The organism is Aeromonas sobria (assembly GCF_000820145.1).
GTDB classification, from domain to species: domain Bacteria; phylum Pseudomonadota; class Gammaproteobacteria; order Enterobacterales; family Aeromonadaceae; genus Aeromonas; species Aeromonas sobria.
Genome location: NZ_CDBW01000023.1, coordinates 23,189 through 39,411, shown reverse-complemented (window position 1 = coordinate 39,411; position 16,223 = coordinate 23,189). Strand labels below are relative to the sequence as shown.

General features: G+C 56.8%; 17 protein-coding genes and 1 riboswitch. Of the genes, 6 read left to right on the top strand and 11 right to left on the bottom strand.

All coding sequences use genetic code 11. The annotated features are described in order from the left end of the window. Positions 1–36: 36 nt before the first annotated feature. Positions 37–1,008: a 23S rRNA (adenine(1618)-N(6))-methyltransferase RlmF gene (rlmF, locus tag BN1135_RS11510; RefSeq protein WP_042021202.1), complete on the bottom strand. Its 972-nt coding sequence runs from the start codon at positions 1,006–1,008 to the stop codon at positions 37–39. A gap of 148 nt (positions 1,009–1,156) precedes the next feature. Further along, the gene (locus BN1135_RS11505; RefSeq protein ID WP_042021200.1) at positions 1,157–1,645 is read right to left on the bottom strand and encodes a C40 family peptidase; all 489 of its coding nucleotides are present in this window, start codon (positions 1,643–1,645) and stop codon (positions 1,157–1,159) included. Between the two features lie 275 nt (positions 1,646–1,920). Here BN1135_RS11505 and BN1135_RS11500 point away from each other — a divergent pair, with 275 nt between their 5' ends. Continuing rightward, the gene (locus tag BN1135_RS11500) at positions 1,921–2,643 is read left to right on the top strand and encodes a 4'-phosphopantetheinyl transferase family protein (protein ID WP_042021197.1); all 723 of its coding nucleotides are present in this window, start codon (positions 1,921–1,923) and stop codon (positions 2,641–2,643) included. After that, positions 2,640–3,488, top strand: coding sequence for a tetratricopeptide repeat protein (locus BN1135_RS11495; RefSeq protein WP_042021195.1), 849 nt, complete (start codon positions 2,640–2,642; stop codon positions 3,486–3,488). Before BN1135_RS11500 ends, BN1135_RS11495 begins: the two co-directional genes overlap by 4 nt. A 153-nt stretch (positions 3,489–3,641) precedes the next feature. Here BN1135_RS11495 and BN1135_RS11490 read toward each other — a convergent pair whose 3' ends face one another. Beyond that, positions 3,642–3,884, bottom strand: a complete 243-nt coding sequence (locus BN1135_RS11490) for an Lpp/OprI family alanine-zipper lipoprotein (RefSeq protein WP_042021193.1) — start codon at positions 3,882–3,884, stop codon at positions 3,642–3,644. A gap of 224 nt (positions 3,885–4,108) precedes the next feature. Further along, on the bottom strand, positions 4,109–4,762 hold the full coding sequence (gene ribB / locus BN1135_RS11485) for a 3,4-dihydroxy-2-butanone-4-phosphate synthase (RefSeq protein ID WP_042021191.1): 654 nt from the start codon (positions 4,760–4,762) through the stop codon (positions 4,109–4,111). 105 nt (positions 4,763–4,867) lie between these two features. Next, a riboswitch (FMN riboswitch) is annotated at positions 4,868–5,024 on the bottom strand. Positions 5,025–5,292: 268 nt separating this feature from the next. On the opposite strand from ribB, the gene purU reads away from it, so the two are divergent. Then, positions 5,293–6,129, top strand: coding sequence for a formyltetrahydrofolate deformylase (purU, locus tag BN1135_RS11480; RefSeq protein ID WP_042021375.1), 837 nt, complete (start codon positions 5,293–5,295; stop codon positions 6,127–6,129). Positions 6,130–6,207: 78 nt separating this feature from the next. Here the strand turns inward: purU and BN1135_RS11475 are convergent, their stop codons facing one another. Then, complete coding sequence (locus BN1135_RS11475; RefSeq protein ID WP_042021190.1) at positions 6,208–7,470, bottom strand: DUF945 family protein; 1,263 nt, start codon at positions 7,468–7,470, stop codon at positions 6,208–6,210. Positions 7,471–7,577: 107 nt separating this feature from the next. Further along, positions 7,578–9,059 (bottom strand): cardiolipin synthase, encoded by a 1,482-nt coding sequence (gene cls / locus BN1135_RS11470; protein WP_042021374.1) that lies wholly within the window; start codon positions 9,057–9,059, stop codon positions 7,578–7,580. A gap of 97 nt (positions 9,060–9,156) precedes the next feature. Here cls and BN1135_RS11465 point away from each other — a divergent pair, with 97 nt between their 5' ends. Beyond that, positions 9,157–9,699, top strand: coding sequence for a YceB family lipoprotein (locus tag BN1135_RS11465; RefSeq protein WP_042021372.1), 543 nt, complete (start codon positions 9,157–9,159; stop codon positions 9,697–9,699). A gap of 4 nt (positions 9,700–9,703) precedes the next feature. Here BN1135_RS11465 and BN1135_RS11460 read toward each other — a convergent pair whose 3' ends face one another. Next, positions 9,704–10,144 (bottom strand): GNAT family N-acetyltransferase, encoded by a 441-nt coding sequence (locus BN1135_RS11460; RefSeq protein ID WP_042021371.1) that lies wholly within the window; start codon positions 10,142–10,144, stop codon positions 9,704–9,706. Between the two features lie 328 nt (positions 10,145–10,472). On the opposite strand from BN1135_RS11460, the gene BN1135_RS11455 reads away from it, so the two are divergent. Then, on the top strand, positions 10,473–11,222 hold the full coding sequence (locus BN1135_RS11455; protein WP_396027170.1) for a lytic transglycosylase domain-containing protein: 750 nt from the start codon (positions 10,473–10,475) through the stop codon (positions 11,220–11,222). 84 nt (positions 11,223–11,306) lie between these two features. Here BN1135_RS11455 and aqpZ read toward each other — a convergent pair whose 3' ends face one another. Continuing rightward, positions 11,307–11,996 carry an aquaporin Z gene (gene aqpZ, locus BN1135_RS11450; RefSeq protein ID WP_042021370.1) on the bottom strand — a complete coding sequence of 230 codons (690 nt, stop codon included), beginning with the start codon at positions 11,994–11,996 and terminating at the stop codon, positions 11,307–11,309. A gap of 253 nt (positions 11,997–12,249) precedes the next feature. Then, positions 12,250–12,471 (bottom strand): DUF1653 domain-containing protein, encoded by a 222-nt coding sequence (locus BN1135_RS11445; RefSeq protein WP_042021186.1) that lies wholly within the window; start codon positions 12,469–12,471, stop codon positions 12,250–12,252. Positions 12,472–12,864: 393 nt separating this feature from the next. On the opposite strand from BN1135_RS11445, the gene BN1135_RS11440 reads away from it, so the two are divergent. Continuing rightward, a complete protein-coding gene (locus BN1135_RS11440; protein ID WP_033136717.1) occupies positions 12,865–14,079 on the top strand; it encodes a pyridoxal phosphate-dependent aminotransferase in 1,215 nt (404 codons plus the stop codon). A 197-nt stretch (positions 14,080–14,276) separates the two neighbouring features. Here the strand turns inward: BN1135_RS11440 and fabV are convergent, their stop codons facing one another. Together fabV and BN1135_RS11430 are read right to left on the bottom strand one after the other, a co-directional pair. Beyond that, entirely contained in the window at positions 14,277–15,470 is a 1,194-nt protein-coding gene (gene fabV / locus BN1135_RS11435; RefSeq protein ID WP_042021184.1) for an enoyl-ACP reductase FabV, read from the bottom strand. A 150-nt stretch (positions 15,471–15,620) separates the two neighbouring features. Beyond that, entirely contained in the window at positions 15,621–16,208 is a 588-nt protein-coding gene (locus BN1135_RS11430; RefSeq protein WP_042021181.1) for a histidine phosphatase family protein, read from the bottom strand. Between the last annotated feature and the right edge of the window lie 15 nt (positions 16,209–16,223).

Here is a 16,223-nt window from a genome sequence, read left to right as displayed (position 1 = left end):
TGAAAAAAGGCCCTCGTCGGGCCTTGTGGTGGGGGTTTAGCGCGCGCTCGACCAGCCGTTACGCAATCCCTCTTCATCCAGGAAGGACCAGGCAAGGATCCGGCTCACCTTGTTGCCCTGCGCCATGTCGATAACCCGCACCTGACAGGCCCCAACTCTTGCCAGCGCCTTTTTCGCCCCCGGCAAGTTCTCTTTTTTTGACACCAGCGAGCTGAACCAGAGGCACTGAGTGGCAAACTCCTTGCTCTGGGCAATCATGTTGGCCAGAAACGCCGCCTCGCCCCCTTCGCACCAGAGCTCGGCTTTCTGACCACCGAAGTTGAGCAGCGGTGTCCCGGTGACCTCTTTCCCCAGATTGCGCAGCTTGCGCTCAGAGCCTTTGCTCGCCTCTTCCAACGATGCATGGAACGGTGGATTGCAAAGGGTCAGGGCAAAGCGCTCCTTCGGCCCTATGATGCCGCGAAACACATGGTTGGCATTGCCCTGCAAGCGGCACTCAATCTGATTACCCAGCCCGTTGCTCTTGGTCAGCAAGGTCGCCGCCTTGACCGACACCGGATCAATATCAGACCCCACGAAGCGCCAGCCATATTCGCGGCACCCGAGCAGCGGATAGATGCAGTTTGCCCCAACCCCGATATCCAGCACCCTCACCCCCTTGCCGGTAGGGACCTGGCCCGCGCTCTCGGCCAGCAGGTCGGCCGCCCAATGCAGGTAGTCCACCCGTCCCGGGATGGGAGGGCAAAGGTAACCGGCAGGCAGATCCCAGTGGGCAATCCCGTAGTGATGGGCCAGCAGGGCGCGATTGAGAGTCTTCACCCCATCGGGATTGGCAAAATCGATAGTGCGGGTGCCGTAGTCATTGGTAAAGACGTGAGCGGCCAACTCGGGAGTTCGCAGGCAAAGCGCCGCAAAGTCGTAGCCCGCCTGATGGCGATTACGGGAGTGAAGTCCGGATTTGCGGTCGCCCGACTGGGGGCCACCGGCTGATGGGATGCGGGGTTTCATGCTGAGCCTGCCGAAGAAAACGGGCCCACACTATAGTGATTTGACTCGGGAAAGTCTAAACGACGGCAATAAAAAACCGGGCTATCGAGCCCGGTTCAAGTGAGGTTGGAAAAACAGTCCGTACTGCGAGCCGTTTGTCCAGCCTGACTCAGATGTCGATCCGGCGAGCTTGCCAGAACTTGCTGCGCCAGTATTGGCTGTCCAGCTTGGAGCGCGTCACCCCTGCGCGGGTCGAGGCGTGGATAAATTCACCATTGCCGACGTAGATACCAACGTGGTTGAGACGACGATTGATTTTGAAGAAGACCAAGTCACCCTCGACCAGATCCTGCTTGGAAACGCGCGTCCCTTCGTGGACTTGGGAGCGGGTATCACGGGGTAATTCGACACCGACGGCATTGCGGAACACTTCACGGGCAAAGGCGGAACAATCGATACCGCGCTGGCTACTGCCACCCATCCGGTACGGAACGCCACGCCACTCTTTATATACAGTCAGGATTTCATTCACATCAGGTGTCTGGGAAGCTTCTGGTTCAATGACAGGTTCAACCATGGAAACTTCGATCTTGCTCGCGACCTCGGTCTGGGGTGCCGAGGCACAACCCACCATTCCGAGCGCGACCAGCAGTAGCATCAGGTGGCGCAATCCTTTATCCCCGCTAAATAGTCAATCTTGTTAAAATACGGCCCCAAAGGGCAATTTATAAGGCAACAGCACCCGACTATATCCAAGAATTCTATCGAGGCAAGTGAAAATCCCTATCGAGCTCACATTTTTGCAAGGTAATGCACTATTTTTCATAATTAATGTGATCATGCCCAAACAATATACAATCCCTAAAAGAGCCTTGGGGCTCATAGATAACTGACTTTTATCCCTGCTTCAGCACCTTTTTTAAGTGAATAACAATGATCGAAACCGATCTTTTTTTGTTAAATTCAGCCGCCGTATGCCAGCAACAACTGCTGCAATTACCACAGTGGCTGTCGGACAATGAACGGCATATCTGGCAAACAATTACCCATCCCGCTCGCCGTCAGGAGTACCTGATAAGCCGCGCCCTCTTGCGCCAGCTACTGGCCGAACGGCTGCAACAAACCGCTGCCAGCTTGCAATTTTGTCAAGATGAACACGGGAAACCACGGTTGCATGATAATGGCTGGCACTTCAACCTCAGCCACAGTGGCCACTGGCTGGTGCTGGCGCTCTGCTCGCATGGGCCGCTGGGGGTGGATCTCGAACTGGGCAAACGGCGGCATAATCCCCTCCCCCTGGCACGCCGATTTTATGCACAGAGTGAATATGAGTGGCTCTGCGCGCTGCCCGCTAACGAGCAGGAGTGCGCCTTCTACCGGCTGTGGTCGCGCAAGGAGGCGGTACTGAAAGCCCACGGGGGCGGCATAGCAGCAGGGCTCGAAAAGGTGCGTTTCATCCCGGATGAAGAGTGGCGACTCGACAATCGGCTGGATAACCTTACTTATCAGGTGCAGGATTGGCCCTTTGCCAACGGCTGGCTGAGCCTGGCCGGGGCGACAACCACGGTGAATGTTTACCGACTGGATGAGCGCTTGAATTGCCTGCCTATCAACCCCATGTTACTTACCACCCTTATTAAAGAGTCCAACTCATGATCGTCGATATTACTCCCCAGAATTTTCACGCCGAACTGATCGATGCGTCCATGAAGAAACCGGTCGTCATCTACTTCTATGCGCCGCAGATGCCGGAGTGTCAGGGGATGACGCCGCTGATCGAGTCTTTGGTTGGGCCCGTCAATGAGCAGGTCACCCTGGCCAAGGTGGACATGAACGATCCCCAGCTGCAGCCACTGGCCAGCCAGCTCGGCCTGCGCGCCCTGCCAGCGCTGGTGCTGTTCCATCAGGGACGACCTGATGAGCAATCCATTATTGAAGGCCCGCAGGATGAAGCAACCTTGCGTCAGTACTTCGCCGCATTTGCCCCCAAAGAAGAGGAAGAGCTGCTGAGCAAAGGACAGCAAGCGCTGACGGAGGAACAGCCCAGCATCGCCTATGCCCATCTGACCAAGGCCCACCAACTGGCGCCCGAGCGCCACGACATCAGCCTGTGGCTCATTCAGGCGGCGCTTGAGCTCAATTTGCTAGAAGAAGCGCAGGAGCGCCTCGGCACCATCCCGATGGTGGCACAGGATGATCACTTCCATACCCTGAGCTCACGACTGGCGCTGGCGCTGCAAGCGGCAGACAGCCCCGAGTTGCGTGCGCTGGAAGCCCGCCATGCGGAACAACCCGATGATTTTTCCCTGACCCAGGAGCTGGCTGTGCAATACCACCAGGCTGGCCGTCAAGAAGAGGCATTGAGCTTGTTGCTGGAGATCCTCAAGCGGGACTTGGCATTCGGCGATGCCAGAAAGACCTATCTCGATATTCTGGCAACTATGGGCAGTACAGCGGCGGCGCAGAACTACCGTCGCAAACTCTATAGTCTGCTCTACTGATCAGAGTCGAACTGGCTGGTAATGATGGGGGAGTGCCGGGAGACCGGCATGACCTCATGGGTCACAGGTAAAGACAGGGACGTGCAGACAGGGAAACGGTGAATTTCAGGCAAAAAAAAATGGCGCATAATTGCGCCATTTTTTTCGCATGGATTACTTCTTGTAAGAAGTAGCCATGTTGTCGATGCGCTGGTTAGCACGCATAGCTTCTTGCTTGGCTTCAGAAACATCAGCAGCAATTTTGGATTGATCAGCACGAACAGCGCTAACATCTTGAGCCAGTTGGTCAACTTTGTTAGACAGATTCTGAACGGAAGTTTCCAGTTCGCTGGTGTTTGCACAACCGCCCAGCAGAGCGGACAGACCAACAACACCTACCAACAACAATTTTTTCATTTTTAAAGCTCCCTTGAACTCGCCAGACGTTTAGCAAGCGGCGTGATTATGGCACAAAAAAATCATACTTTGCATAGTCCCCACCACAGATAAACGCATTAAAAGCCTCATTTTTTTTCGAGTGGACAGTTTTTATCCAAAATCTCTAAAAAATGAGTGCCGCATGGTGGAAACACAGACAGAGGTTACCCAACTTTTTGCCTTATTACAATTTCGTATGAGGCTTAAGCTGTTCGATCTGACGCCGATTGACGGTATTGCACCAGATCTTCAATGGTCAGTACCGGCATTTGATGCTGCCGACCAAACGAAATCAGGTCAGGCAGTCGAGCCATGGAACCATCTTCTTTGGTCAATTCGCACAACACACCGAACGGTTTGAGACCGGCCAGTTGCATCAGATCGACCGTGGCTTCGGTATGACCACGACGAGTGAGCACTCCACCGGTACGAGCCCGCAGCGGGAAGACATGCCCCGGGCGATGCAGATCCCCCGGTTTGGCGCCATCGGCAATGGCAGCACGGATGGTGGTGATGCGATCGGCCGCAGAAACACCGGTGGTCACCCCCTGCGCCGCTTCGATGGTGACAGTGAAAGCAGTCTGGTAATGGCTGGAGTTGGCGTCCACCATCATCGGCAGTTCCAGCTGACGAACCCGTTCGTCGGGCAGGCAGAGACAGACGATGCCGGAACATTCGCGGATCATCATCGCCATCTGTTCATTGGTCATGGATTGAGCGGCAAAAATAAGGTCACCCTCGTTCTCCCGATCTTCATCATCGGCCACCAGCACGCCGCCACCGGCACGCAAAGCTGTCAGGGCCGCTTCGACACGGGCAATGGGATCACCGAATTCACTGAATAGAGACTGATTCATGGTAAAACTCCTAAACAAGACAAGGACCAGAATCAGGGCACGGAAAGGCAGACAGAGATAAACATGCGGCAGCCAGCCCACCCTGGGCCAACGCGGCAATGTCTGTCTTATCCTCTTTCATCCGGACTATCACCGTCGGCTCCGGCATCTCACCGGATCTGCTGACCCCGAACCGGCAATCTGCCAGGTCGGGCGCTCGCGGGCTCCCCGAGTCAATCGGGATACCGCCGGTGGGGAATTGCACCCCGCCCTGAGAATAAGCGCAGACAGCCTAAAGAAAAACGGTTGCAGATACCAGCCAAAATCCCCCGCTGGCTGAAAACCGTTTCAACACCGGATCAAATGAGTGCCCTCCGCTGCCGACTGACTACCGCACCACCCTGGCTGGCGAAGTGCTTTATGGTGCGGATCGGTTTATGGCATAGTTCCCCCCCACAACAACTATAAACAGTGCCTCGAAATGAGAGCCTGAATAAATGCGCTCCCTGCGCAGACAGCGGCGCCAACACCACAAACGGAAAATGACAGAGATGGAAAAGAAAATACTGCTCACGGATTGCCCGGATGCCAAAGGGCTCATCGCCAAGATCACCAACATCTGCTACAAGCACCAGCTCAACATCATCAAGAACGATGAGTTTGTGGATCACGAAAATGGCCGCTTCTTTATGCGTACCGAGCTGGAGGGGCGTTTCAACGACGAGACCCTGCTGGCAGATCTGGACGATGCCCTGCCCGCTGGCGCCGAGCGTCGTCTGGTCAAGGCAGGCAAGAAACGTATCGTCATTCTGGTGACCAAGGAGACCCATTGCCTTGGCGACATTCTGATGAAGAACTACGCGGGCGCGCTGGATATGGATATAGTCGCGGTGATCGGCAACTACGACACCCTCGGCGAGCTCACCGGCAAGTTCAACATTCCGTTCCACACCGTCAGCCACGAACAGCTGAGCCGTACCGAGCATGAAGAGCAGGTGCGCGCCATCATCGACAGCTATGAGCCTGACTATGTGATCCTGGCCAAGTACATGCGAGTGCTGACCCCCAGCTTCGTTGAAGCCTACCCCCGCAAAATCCTCAACATCCACCACTCTTTCTTGCCCGCCTTCATCGGCGCCCGCCCTTATCAACAAGCGTTCGATCGCGGGGTCAAGCTGATCGGCGCCACCGCCCACTTCGTGACCAACGATCTGGATGAAGGCCCCATCGTCGAGCAGGATGTGATCCACGTCGGCCACGCCTTCAGTGCCGACGACATGGCCAAAGCGGGCCGGGATGTGGAGAAATCGGTGCTGAGCCGCGCGCTGGAGCTGGTGTTGAACGAGCGGGTATTCGTCTGCGGCAACAAGACGGTGGTGTTCAAGTAAGCACCATCGCGACACGTATGCAAATGCCAGAAACAACAACGGCTCCCGCGGGAGCCGTTGTTGTTTACACACCATCTATCAAAGCGGCAAATTATTCACCGTCACGGCACCCTTCACCAGCTTCAGCTCGGAGATCAGTTTTTGCTGATCGGCCTTCAGATAACCCATCAAGGTCAACTGATCGAGCATCGGGGCCAGTTGTGGCACCGCCTTGCCCAACTTGTCGCTGAGGCTGGCATGCAGTTGGCCACTCAGTGCCTGCATCCCATCCTCGCTATTGAACAGCTGCTCCAGCGAGGTGGACGCCAGCGCCACATCCCCTTTCATGGCAACAGCTTCACCGTTGAGCTTGGCACTCAGGTCGGCCAGCTCCAGGGTTGCGCCACGTTTGAGCATCTTGTCCAGCGCCTGCTGGATGGCGCTATCCTCAATTCCCTGACCGCTGGCAGCCTGCAGACCCTGATATCCTTCCAGATCCAGCCCCTTGAGGTTAAGCGCCAGCTTGCTGTCAGTTAATGCCAAGGTATCGGTTTCACTCTCCAGATCGAGTTTGGCAATCTTCATCTGATAACTGCTGGAGAGGGTTTGGGCATTGTCCCCTGTCAGCTGGGTCGCGGTGGTCAGCCCCTGTAACGATACCTTGACGCTATCGGGCAGTTGCAAGGTCAGCGCCGCCAGTGCCATTTCACTCTGGGGAGAGAGCATGACACCGCTGATCTCGGCGATGTCGGCGCTGCCCTTCAGGTCGGCCAGCACCAGATCCATCTTGCTCTGCTCTTCGTGGACCGTCATGCCCTGCCAGGTCATGGTGAGGTGGCCACTCCCTTCCAGATCGCCGTGGAACTCTCCGCTAAGTGGCAAAAAATTAAACTCGTCCAGCCCCTGTTTGACCTTGAACTCGTTAGCCCAAAAGCGGCTGCTGTTGGCTTGGGTCCAGAGGCTGCTCACTGACTCCACACCTAATTGCCACTGCTCCATCCCCAGCGTGGCAAACACCGGCGCCAGAGAGCCTTGTTTGGTATCAAGCAGCACGTTGCTTTTGATATAGAGCGGCAGGATCCTGCTGGTCACGACAAACTGCAGATCCAGTGGTTGATCCCCTTGCAGATTACTATCGAGTGCCGCCATCTCCTGCGGGCTGACCACCAGCTTCAACACCCCGTCGCGCGCGAACAGATTGCTGTTGCCCGGCAGCCACTGCAGTTCCAGGCCCGTCTCGTTCTTCACCTTGGCAATCTGCTCCGCCACTATGTTATCGAAGCTGTTTCCGGTGTACCAACAGGCAGCCAAACCACCACCTACCAATGCCGCACCCACGGCGAGGGCCACTATCTTTTTCATAAATCCATGTGTCTCCAGCGAGTTGTCACTGCACTCTACGGGGCGGACTCGGGACGAGGCAAGTCCAATCAGATGGCAAGCCAACATTCTGTCGGCTCGCCACAGCGTCACAACAAGGGACTGAAGAGATAGAAGATGTTCTCCATCGCCTTTTTGTACCAGGGACGCGCCTGCCATTTGGCCAGGGTCATCGGGGTCGCTTCCATCATATAACCCTGCACCAGGCGAGTCATCTGGGCCACGAAGGCCGGATTATCGACCAGTAGCGTCACTTCGAAATTGAGCCAGAGGCTGCGACGGTCCAAGTTAACCGTGCCCACCAGCGCGAAGTCATCGTCTACCAGCACGCTCTTGGTATGGAGCAAACCGGCATCATAACGATAGATCTCCACCCCGGCCGCCAGCAGCTCCTCCATAAAAGCATTACAGGCATAGTTAGCCATGATGGAGTCGTTGCGTTCGGGCAATACCAGTTGCACCTGCACCCCGCGGGCGGCCGCCGAGCTGAGCGCTGCCGCCAGTGGATCATCAGGCACGAAGTAGGGGGTGGTTAGCACCAGATGGCTACGGGCTTGATAGATGGCCAGCAGCAGGCTCTGCTGAATACAATCGCCACCAACGAAAGGACCAGAAGGGATCAGCTGGGCACGGTAGTTGGTCTGGGGCCAGACCTCAGGATCGTGCTGCAAACTGTCGAGCAACCGCTCGCCGGTCTCCATCTCCCAATCCCAGACGAAGATGGACCACATCAGCGGTACCATGGGGCCCTGTACCCGGATCATGATATCGACCCACTGGCCGACGCCGGCATCCTGTTTGAAGAAACGGGGATCCACCATGTTCATCGAGCCGGTGTAACCCACTCTGTCATCGATCACCACCAGCTTGCGGTGCATCCGCAGATCCTGGCGCTGGAACAGAATGCGCCAGGCGCCAACTGGCAGCACCTCCACCAGTTTGACCCCCGCCTTGCGCAGCTTTTTCGGCCATGGGGAGCGGAAGAACTGTTTGCTGCCCACCGAATCGAGCAACAAACGACAATCCACGCCGCGCATCGCCACCTCAATCAACGCCTCGCATACCTGGTCAGCATCGCCACCCGGGTGCCAGATGTAGAACTCCAGATAACAAGACTGGGAGGATTGACGAATATCGCGCACTATTTCGCGTAATATCGATTCGGGTTTGTTCAGCAGCGTCATGCGATTGCCAGACAGCATCGGCATCCCCAAGCGACTCTGGATCAAATCGTGCAAAGGCAGCGCCTTGGCACCCACCTCACAACAGTGCTGGGGAAACAGACGGGCCAACTGACGCGTCCAGATAGCATAAGGGCGGTACATGGCCTGGGCACGCTCAGCGCGGCGGCGACCCAGTTTGATCTCGCCAAACAAGATGTAGAAGCCTACCCCGGCAAACGGAATAGCATAGATAAGGGCCAGCCAGGCCAGCGATACCCCGATAGGACGCCGCTTCATGATCACCCGAAACGACACCCCGGTGACGATCACGGTATGAAAAAGCAGTAGCAGCCAGCCCAAAAAACGGGAGAAAAGCAGGTGGAGATCGTATTCCAAACCGTTGAGCAACGGGGACTCCTTGTGATCGACAAACTGTGCGCTGGGCAGACCCAACATGGCCAAAATGGTATGCTGTAAGACAAATCCATTCTATCAGGTCGCCCCCATGATCCTGCAATCTATGCTGCTGAGTCTGGCCATGCTAAGCCAGGGCTCATATGACATCAATGAGCAACAGATTAACCAGTACCTGCAATCTCAGGTACAAGTCGACAAACAGCTGGAGCTGCCGGGCATCATCAAGGCCCATGTGCAACTGGAGCAGAGCGATGTGCAAATTGGTCGCCAGCGCCCCGATACCGCCCGGGTCTATGGCAAGGGCAAGCTCAAAATAGCCCTGCCAGACAACACCGAATATGACGCCCGCCTGCAGATGACCTATGAGGCGAGACCCCGCTATGACAAGGCCCAGAGCGCGCTATTTCTCGATAACATGAAGCTGGTGGAGTACAAGCTGGAGCCAGAGGCGGCCGAGAAGAAGTTCGGGCTCATGCTCGGCATGCTGTTGCAAAGCATGGAGAAACGGCTGGAGAGCAAACCTGTCTACAAACTCAATGACAAGGATCCGGATCAGGCCTGGCTGAAGGAAAATCTGCTGGGACTGGAGCTGTCACCGGGCAAGATCCACCTGCTGACCAAGCCTCGTTGACCACTTAATTCGGGAGGAGCTGGGTGCTTTCTCGTATCAGTAGCTCAACCTGATAGCCTTGCTGCTGCTGCCGCTCATACAGTGAGAAGAGTGACCCACTCAATCGGTTGAGCGGCATATCGGCAAAACCGGCCTTGAGATAAAACGGCTTCTCGAAAGGCAGCGCCTGGCAGACCACCGGCTTTTCGAGCAAATCGCGGCAGGCATGTTGCAACAGGCAAGAACCCAGCCCCAACGACTGATAGTGGGGTAACAGGCGAAAGCCGCACAGATGGTAAAACTCCTCCTCGTCCCGCAACCGAACCGCCCCCACTAGCCAGTGAGCATCACGTACGACAAAGATCCGCTCGGCCAAGTCCGGCACATAGTGGGAAAACGTCGTCTCGTAATAGTCCCTGATGAGAGAGAGGTCGGCGTCGCAGTACTCTTCGAAAGTGAGTTCCATCGCCAGCTTGCTTGTCACAGACAAATCCTTTGATAATCAATTATTAGTGCCAGATACGGTGTGCTAATCCGACCAGATGACGCCAGCACGATAGCATGCCTTTCGTCAACAAAAAAGCGGACATCATGGACACCTTGCTGACCCGGAGGAAGAGGCCATGACCCACCGCCTGACGACCAAAACAGGGCTTCATGATGACTCCCCTTTATTGCGGTGGATACTTTGATCCCGGTCACCGAATCGGATCATTTGCATCCTGTTGGCCGCTTGTTCTGCCCTCGTCATGATGCTTTACTCAACATGGTCATCACAGGAAGGAGTGTTACGGTTGAAAGCATGGATGCTGGCAGGCCATATGTTGTTGATCCCCCTGAGCGGATGGAGCCAGACTACCCCACCCGCGGAGGTGATCTTCCTGACCGTAGCCCCCTCCCCCTTGCGTCCGGTCAATGATGCCGCGCCCGCCCCGCAACCCGAAATCGCTCAAACGGCGGCAGTCGCGACTAACGGCAAGAAGCAGATCCAGGTCTATAAATCGGTGCAGCAGAACGGGGTGGTACGCTACTCCGACATGGCGCCCGAACAGGGCCACTACGAGCTGCTGCTGTTCAACGACTGCTTCGCTTGCGATCCCAAATCCAGCGTCAACTGGCAGACCACAGGGCTGTTCCTCTATGACTATGCCAGCACCATCAAGGCTGCCGCCAAAACCTATCAGGTTGAACCGGCGTTGATCCGGGCCCTGATCCATGCAGAGTCAGCGTTTAATCCGTTGGCGGTTTCCCGCAAGGGGGCGATGGGCCTGACCCAGCTGATGCCTGCCACTGCGCAAGAGCTTGGGGTCGGCAATGCCCTGTTGGCGGAGCAGAACATCTTCGGTGGGGTAAAATACCTGGCTGGCTTGCTCAGGCAGTATGGCGGCAATGTGACGCTGGCAACCGCTGCCTATAATGCCGGCCCGGGAGCCGTACAAAAACATGGCGGTGTCCCGCCCTATGCAGAAACACGCGCCTATGTGGAACGCGTCCAGTTATTGCACCAACGCTACAAAGATATGCTGCAGGCCAAAGGGCTCTAGTCGCTCTGCCAAGCACTGCCAGCACCCATCAGAAACAAAAAACACGCCCGCAGGCGTGTCGATACCACACTTTTGTTTGAACGATTACTTCTGCTCAGTCGCCACCAGGCGATAAGCCAGCGCACCCAGAATGGCACCGACAATCGGGGCAACCCAGAACAGCCACAGCTGGCTGACAGCCCAGTCACCAACAAACAGGGCTACGCCAGTACTGCGAGCCGGGTTGACTGAGGTATTGGTCACCGGAATGCTGACGAGGTGGATCAGGGTCAGGCACAGGCCGATGGCGATCGGCGCGAAACCGGCAGGGGCGCGGCTATCGGTGGCACCCATGATGACGAACAGGAAGAAGCCGGTCATCACCATTTCACACATCAGTGCCGCAGTCAGGCTGTAACCACCCGGAGAGTGCTCACCGTAGCCGTTGGAGGCAAAACCGGCTGAGAGATCAAACCCGGCCTGACCACTGGCAATCACATAGAGCACGGCTGCAGCGGCGATGCCACCCAGCACTTGCGCCACTATGTAAGGCAGCACGCCAGATGCAGGGAAACGACCACCCGCCCACAGACCAACGGTAACGGCCGGATTGAGGTGGCAACCGGAGATATGGCCGATGGCAAATGCCATGGTCAACACGGTCAGACCAAAGGCCAGCGAGACCCCCAACAGACCGATCCCCACATGCGGAAAGGCCGCTGCCAACACAGCACTGCCGCACCCGCCCAATACCAGCCAGAAAGTACCCATAAACTCAGCAGCAACAGGTTTCACATTCATTCTCCCAATGAGATAACAGCAAAAAAGACTCAAAAAAAGCCTCAGATTCAATAAGCGCAGCATTATGGGAGTGTCACTCGAGAATACGAACCTTACAGACGCGGGTCACTTTTTGTGACGTCCATCACAAACAATTGATTAAATGAGATTTTTATCACTATGGAGGGGTGGCATATGGTGCTGTCACTGCACACATGGTGCGACAAAAATTGACGCCGCACGTCAGGGGCGCGCGTATATCGCTCAGCTAACGTGCCATATGCCCTGCGGGCGTGAAGCGGCTGACAACCTGCCCTTGATGCTCGATCCACTCCATGAACATAGCGACAGGGCGAGCATAGACCTGACCATCCTGCTCGGATTGATAGATCACCAGCTGCTCCTGGGTTTCGGTATGCAGGGCGAGGGTGAGCACTTGATAGTAACCCCCCTTGAAGTGGCGATAACGGCCAGGAACGGGTGCATGCATGGGAATGCCTCAATATGGGTGGGTCGATGCGATGACATGGCTCGCCGAGTATGGCTAACCCAATCAGCCGGTACCAGCTTGCCTCAAAGAACAAAGGGGATAAGACATTTTTGTAAACAAGCTTATCGTGCCAGCGGATACCAATATTTCAACACAGTCGGGTATCTTTGTTAATCAGCCCACCATCTTTCACTGGTAACCTCTAGTCACACAAACGATCGTGCTGAATTTAACGTTCTGGCAACCCTGTTTCAGGGCTAAAAATCAGGGAATTCTTCTAAAAAGAGGATTGTTCTAGCATTCAATTCTGTGAAGAATAGGGGAAAAGAAATTTGATACTAAAAATCGCCTTTTTCGCCAACGCGTCCCCATGGGGAAGGAATCACAGTCACCATGTTCACTATCGACAAGTCGCACAAGCTCGACGATGTCTGCTACGACATCCGCGGCCCGGTGCATAAAGAAGCCCGCCGTCTCGAAGACGAAGGCCACCGCATTCTCAAGCTCAACATCGGCAACCCGGCCCCGTTTGGTTTTGATGCCCCGGAAGAGATCATCAAGGATGTGATCCTCAACATGCCGCTGAGCCAGGGCTACTGCGACTCCAAGGGGCTGTTTTCTGCCCGCAAAGCGGTGATGCAGTACTACCAGCAAAAAGGGATGCGCAAGGTCGATATCGACGACATCTATATCGGCAATGGCGCCAGCGAACTGATCGTGATGGCGATGCAGGCGCTGCTCAACAACGGCGACGAGATGCTGGTACCCTCTCCCGACTACCCGCTCTGGACTGCTGCCGTCACCCTCTCCGGTGGCCATGCGGTGCACTATCGCTGTGACGAAGGGGCTGACTGGTATCCGGATCTCGACGACATCCGCGCCCGCATCACCCCGCGCACCCGCGGCCTGGTGCTGATCAACCCCAACAACCCGACCGGCGCCGTCTACGGCAGCGAGTTCCTGCTGGAAGTGATCGAGATCGCCCGCCAGCACAACCTCATCATTTTCGCCGACGAGATCTACGACAAGATCCTCTACGACGACATCTCCCACACCAGCGTCTGCACCCTGTGCGATGACGTGATGGTGGTGACCTTCAACGGCCTTTCCAAGGCCTACCGCGCCTGCGGCTTCCGCCAGGGCTGGATGGTCATCACTGGCCCCAAGGGCCGTGCCAAAGGGTACATCGAGGGGCTGGAGATGCTGGCCTCCATGCGACTGTGTGCCAACGTGCCAATGCAGCACGCTATCCAGACTGCGCTCGGCGGCTACCAGAGCATCAACGAGCTGATCCTGCCGGGTGGTCGCCTGCGCAAGCAGCGGGACAAGGCATGGGAGCTGCTCAACGACATTCCGGGTGTCTCCTGCGTCAAACCCAAGGGGGCGCTCTACATGTTCCCGCGTCTCGACCCCAAGGTGTATGACATCCGCGACGACCAGAAGATGGTGTTCGACCTGCTACAACAGGAGAAGCTCCTGCTGGTGCAGGGCACTGGCTTCAACTGGCCGGCGCCGGATCACTTCCGGCTGGTATTCCTGCCCCGCGAAGAGGAGCTGGAAGAGGCCATCGGCCGCCTCGCCCGCTTCCTCAAGGGCTACAAGCAGTAAGCACAACGCATCGCAACAAAAAGGCTCCTTAGGAGCCTTTTTGTCTTTTTACGCGCCATGATGCTAGCAACCGGTGCGGCACTCTCCCCCTCACGACCATAGTGCGAGGAAACCACGTAACCGCAACCCCATTGCGTTGATAAAAAAAAGCCCCCTCTTTTTCCAAAGAGGGGGCTCTGTTTTCGCTTGCGTCAGGATCAGAGCTCGACCACGTCGAATTTCACGTCCGGATTCACATCCGCATCGTAATCAACCTCATCCAGCCCGAAACCGAACAGGCCGAGGAAGGTCTGCTTGTAGCCGGTGTAGTCGGTCAGATCGGAGAGATTCTCGCTGGTGATGGAGGGCCACAGGTCGCGGCAGGTCTGCTGCACATCTTCGCGCAGCTCCCAATCATCCATGCGGATGCGGGCCTGATCGTCCAGCGCCATATCGGAAGCGTAGAGACGGGTGCGCATCATGCGGTCCACCTGCTCCATGCAGCCCTCGTGAATGCCCTTCTCCTTCATGATCTTGAAGGCCATGGAGATATAGAGCGGCATCACCGGAATGGCAGAGGAGGCTTGGGTCACCACGGATTTCAGCACGGCCACGTGGGCGGTGCCGCCCTTGGCTGCCAGATCGCCACGAATGGCGGTGGCGGCGCGGTCCAGATCTTCCTTGGCGCGGCCCAGGGTGCCATGCCAGTAGATGGGCCAGGTCAGATCGGTACCTATGTAGGAGTAAGCCACGGACTTGGCGCCGTCGGCCAGCACGCCCGCATCACGCAGGGCTCCCATCCACAGCTCCCAGTCCTGACCGCCCATCACGGTGATGGTGCTCTGGATCTCTTCTTCGTTCGCCGGCTCGACGGTGGCGGTGATGATCTGATCCTTGTTGGTGTCGATGGCGGTGGAGGTGTAGACCTCGCCGATGGGTTTGAGGGCAGAGCGCACCACTTCGCCGGTATCCGGCATCTTGCGCACCGGAGAGGCCAGGGAGTAGACCACCAGATCGATTTGACCCAGATCCTGCTTGATGAGCTCGATCACCTTGGCGCGGCACTCGTGGGAGAAGGCATCGCCGTTGACGCTCTTGGCGTAGAGACCGGCCTCTTTGGCGGCCTTGTCGAAGGCGGCGGAGTTGTACCAGCCGGCGGAGCCCGTCTTGGTCTCGGAGCTCGGCTTTTCGAAGAAGACGCCAATGGTGGCGGCGCCGCTACCGAAGGCAGTGGCAATCCGGGAGGCCAGACCATAACCGGTGGAGGCGCCGATCACCAGTACCTTCTTGGGACCATTCTCGATGGTGCCCTTGGCCTGGGTGTAAGCAATCTGGCGACGAACATTGGCTTCACAACCGACCGGGTGAGTGGTGGTGCAGATAAAGCCGCGAACCTTGGGTTTGATAATCATAGGGGTCTCGGATCCGTTAAATGGATGAAATCGGGGCATAAGATACCTCATTGTGGCCCGCTATGGTGCTCTGATGTGTTGAACTGCGGCAAAAATGGCCATCCGAAGGTGGCCATCATAGTCCATACCATGGTGCCTACCTCACGGCAACTAGCAGGCAATGCGGGTGATATGGCCATCCTGCAGCTTATAGAAGGCATCTTGCGGCAACTCCTGTGACCAGGTCGCCTCATAGTCGAGATCGGCATAGACGCCACGCAGCATGGCGCCGAGCAGGCCGTGGGAGATGACTATGGCACGTTCAGCAATCGCGGGGTCCTGCAACCACTGGTGTGCACGGCGCTGGATGCTCTCGAAACTCTCTGCCCCCAGTGCCTGCAGATACCAATCCCCCTTGCCGGTATCGAGTTCGGGGTGGGCAAGCCGCAGCGCCGGGATCTGGCAGCTCTCCCACTCCCCCATGCCGAGCTCCATCAACCGATCGTCCCAGACGATGCGATCTGCCGCCAGCCCCAGTTGCTCGCACACCAGCAACGCAGTTTGACGGGCTCGCCCGAGCGGGCTGGCATAGACGGTCCAGCGGGCGGGATCCGCCAGCTCGTCGGCGAGCCGCCGCCCCATGGCGATGGCTTGCGCCTCCCCCTTGTCGGTCAGATCGGAGTTGCAACGCCCCTGCAGACGCTGCTCGGCATTGAATCGGGTCTGGCCGTGGCGCAGCAGATAGATGAGTCGAGACATGGTTTCTCCAGCACG

What these genes read in the sequence shown, in the direction of transcription:
- purU (WP_042021375.1), top strand. Translation starts at nt 5,293, where the DNA reads ATGGAAAAGAAAATACTGCTCACGGATTGCCCGGATGCCAAAGGGCTC.
- BN1135_RS11440 (WP_033136717.1), top strand. Translation starts at nt 12,865, where the DNA reads ATGTTCACTATCGACAAGTCGCACAAGCTCGACGATGTCTGCTACGAC.
- ribB (WP_042021191.1), bottom strand. Translation starts at nt 4,762, where the DNA reads ATGAATCAGTCTCTATTCAGTGAATTCGGTGATCCCATTGCCCGTGTC.
- BN1135_RS11475 (WP_042021190.1), bottom strand. Translation starts at nt 7,470, where the DNA reads ATGAAAAAGATAGTGGCCCTCGCCGTGGGTGCGGCATTGGTAGGTGGT.
- BN1135_RS11505 (WP_042021200.1), bottom strand. Translation starts at nt 1,645, where the DNA reads ATGCTACTGCTGGTCGCGCTCGGAATGGTGGGTTGTGCCTCGGCACCC.
- BN1135_RS11445 (WP_042021186.1), bottom strand. Translation starts at nt 12,471, where the DNA reads ATGCATGCACCCGTTCCTGGCCGTTATCGCCACTTCAAGGGGGGTTAC.
- BN1135_RS11500 (WP_042021197.1), top strand. Translation starts at nt 1,921, where the DNA reads ATGATCGAAACCGATCTTTTTTTGTTAAATTCAGCCGCCGTATGCCAG.
- BN1135_RS11490 (WP_042021193.1), bottom strand. Translation starts at nt 3,884, where the DNA reads ATGAAAAAATTGTTGTTGGTAGGTGTTGTTGGTCTGTCCGCTCTGCTG.
- BN1135_RS11460 (WP_042021371.1), bottom strand. Translation starts at nt 10,144, where the DNA reads ATGGAACTCACTTTCGAAGAGTACTGCGACGCCGACCTCTCTCTCATC.
- fabV (WP_042021184.1), bottom strand. Translation starts at nt 15,470, where the DNA reads ATGATTATCAAACCCAAGGTTCGCGGCTTTATCTGCACCACCACTCAC.
- BN1135_RS11495 (WP_042021195.1), top strand. Translation starts at nt 2,640, where the DNA reads ATGATCGTCGATATTACTCCCCAGAATTTTCACGCCGAACTGATCGAT.
- BN1135_RS11430 (WP_042021181.1), bottom strand. Translation starts at nt 16,208, where the DNA reads ATGTCTCGACTCATCTATCTGCTGCGCCACGGCCAGACCCGATTCAAT.
- BN1135_RS11465 (WP_042021372.1), top strand. Translation starts at nt 9,157, where the DNA reads ATGATCCTGCAATCTATGCTGCTGAGTCTGGCCATGCTAAGCCAGGGC.
- rlmF (WP_042021202.1), bottom strand. Translation starts at nt 1,008, where the DNA reads ATGAAACCCCGCATCCCATCAGCCGGTGGCCCCCAGTCGGGCGACCGC.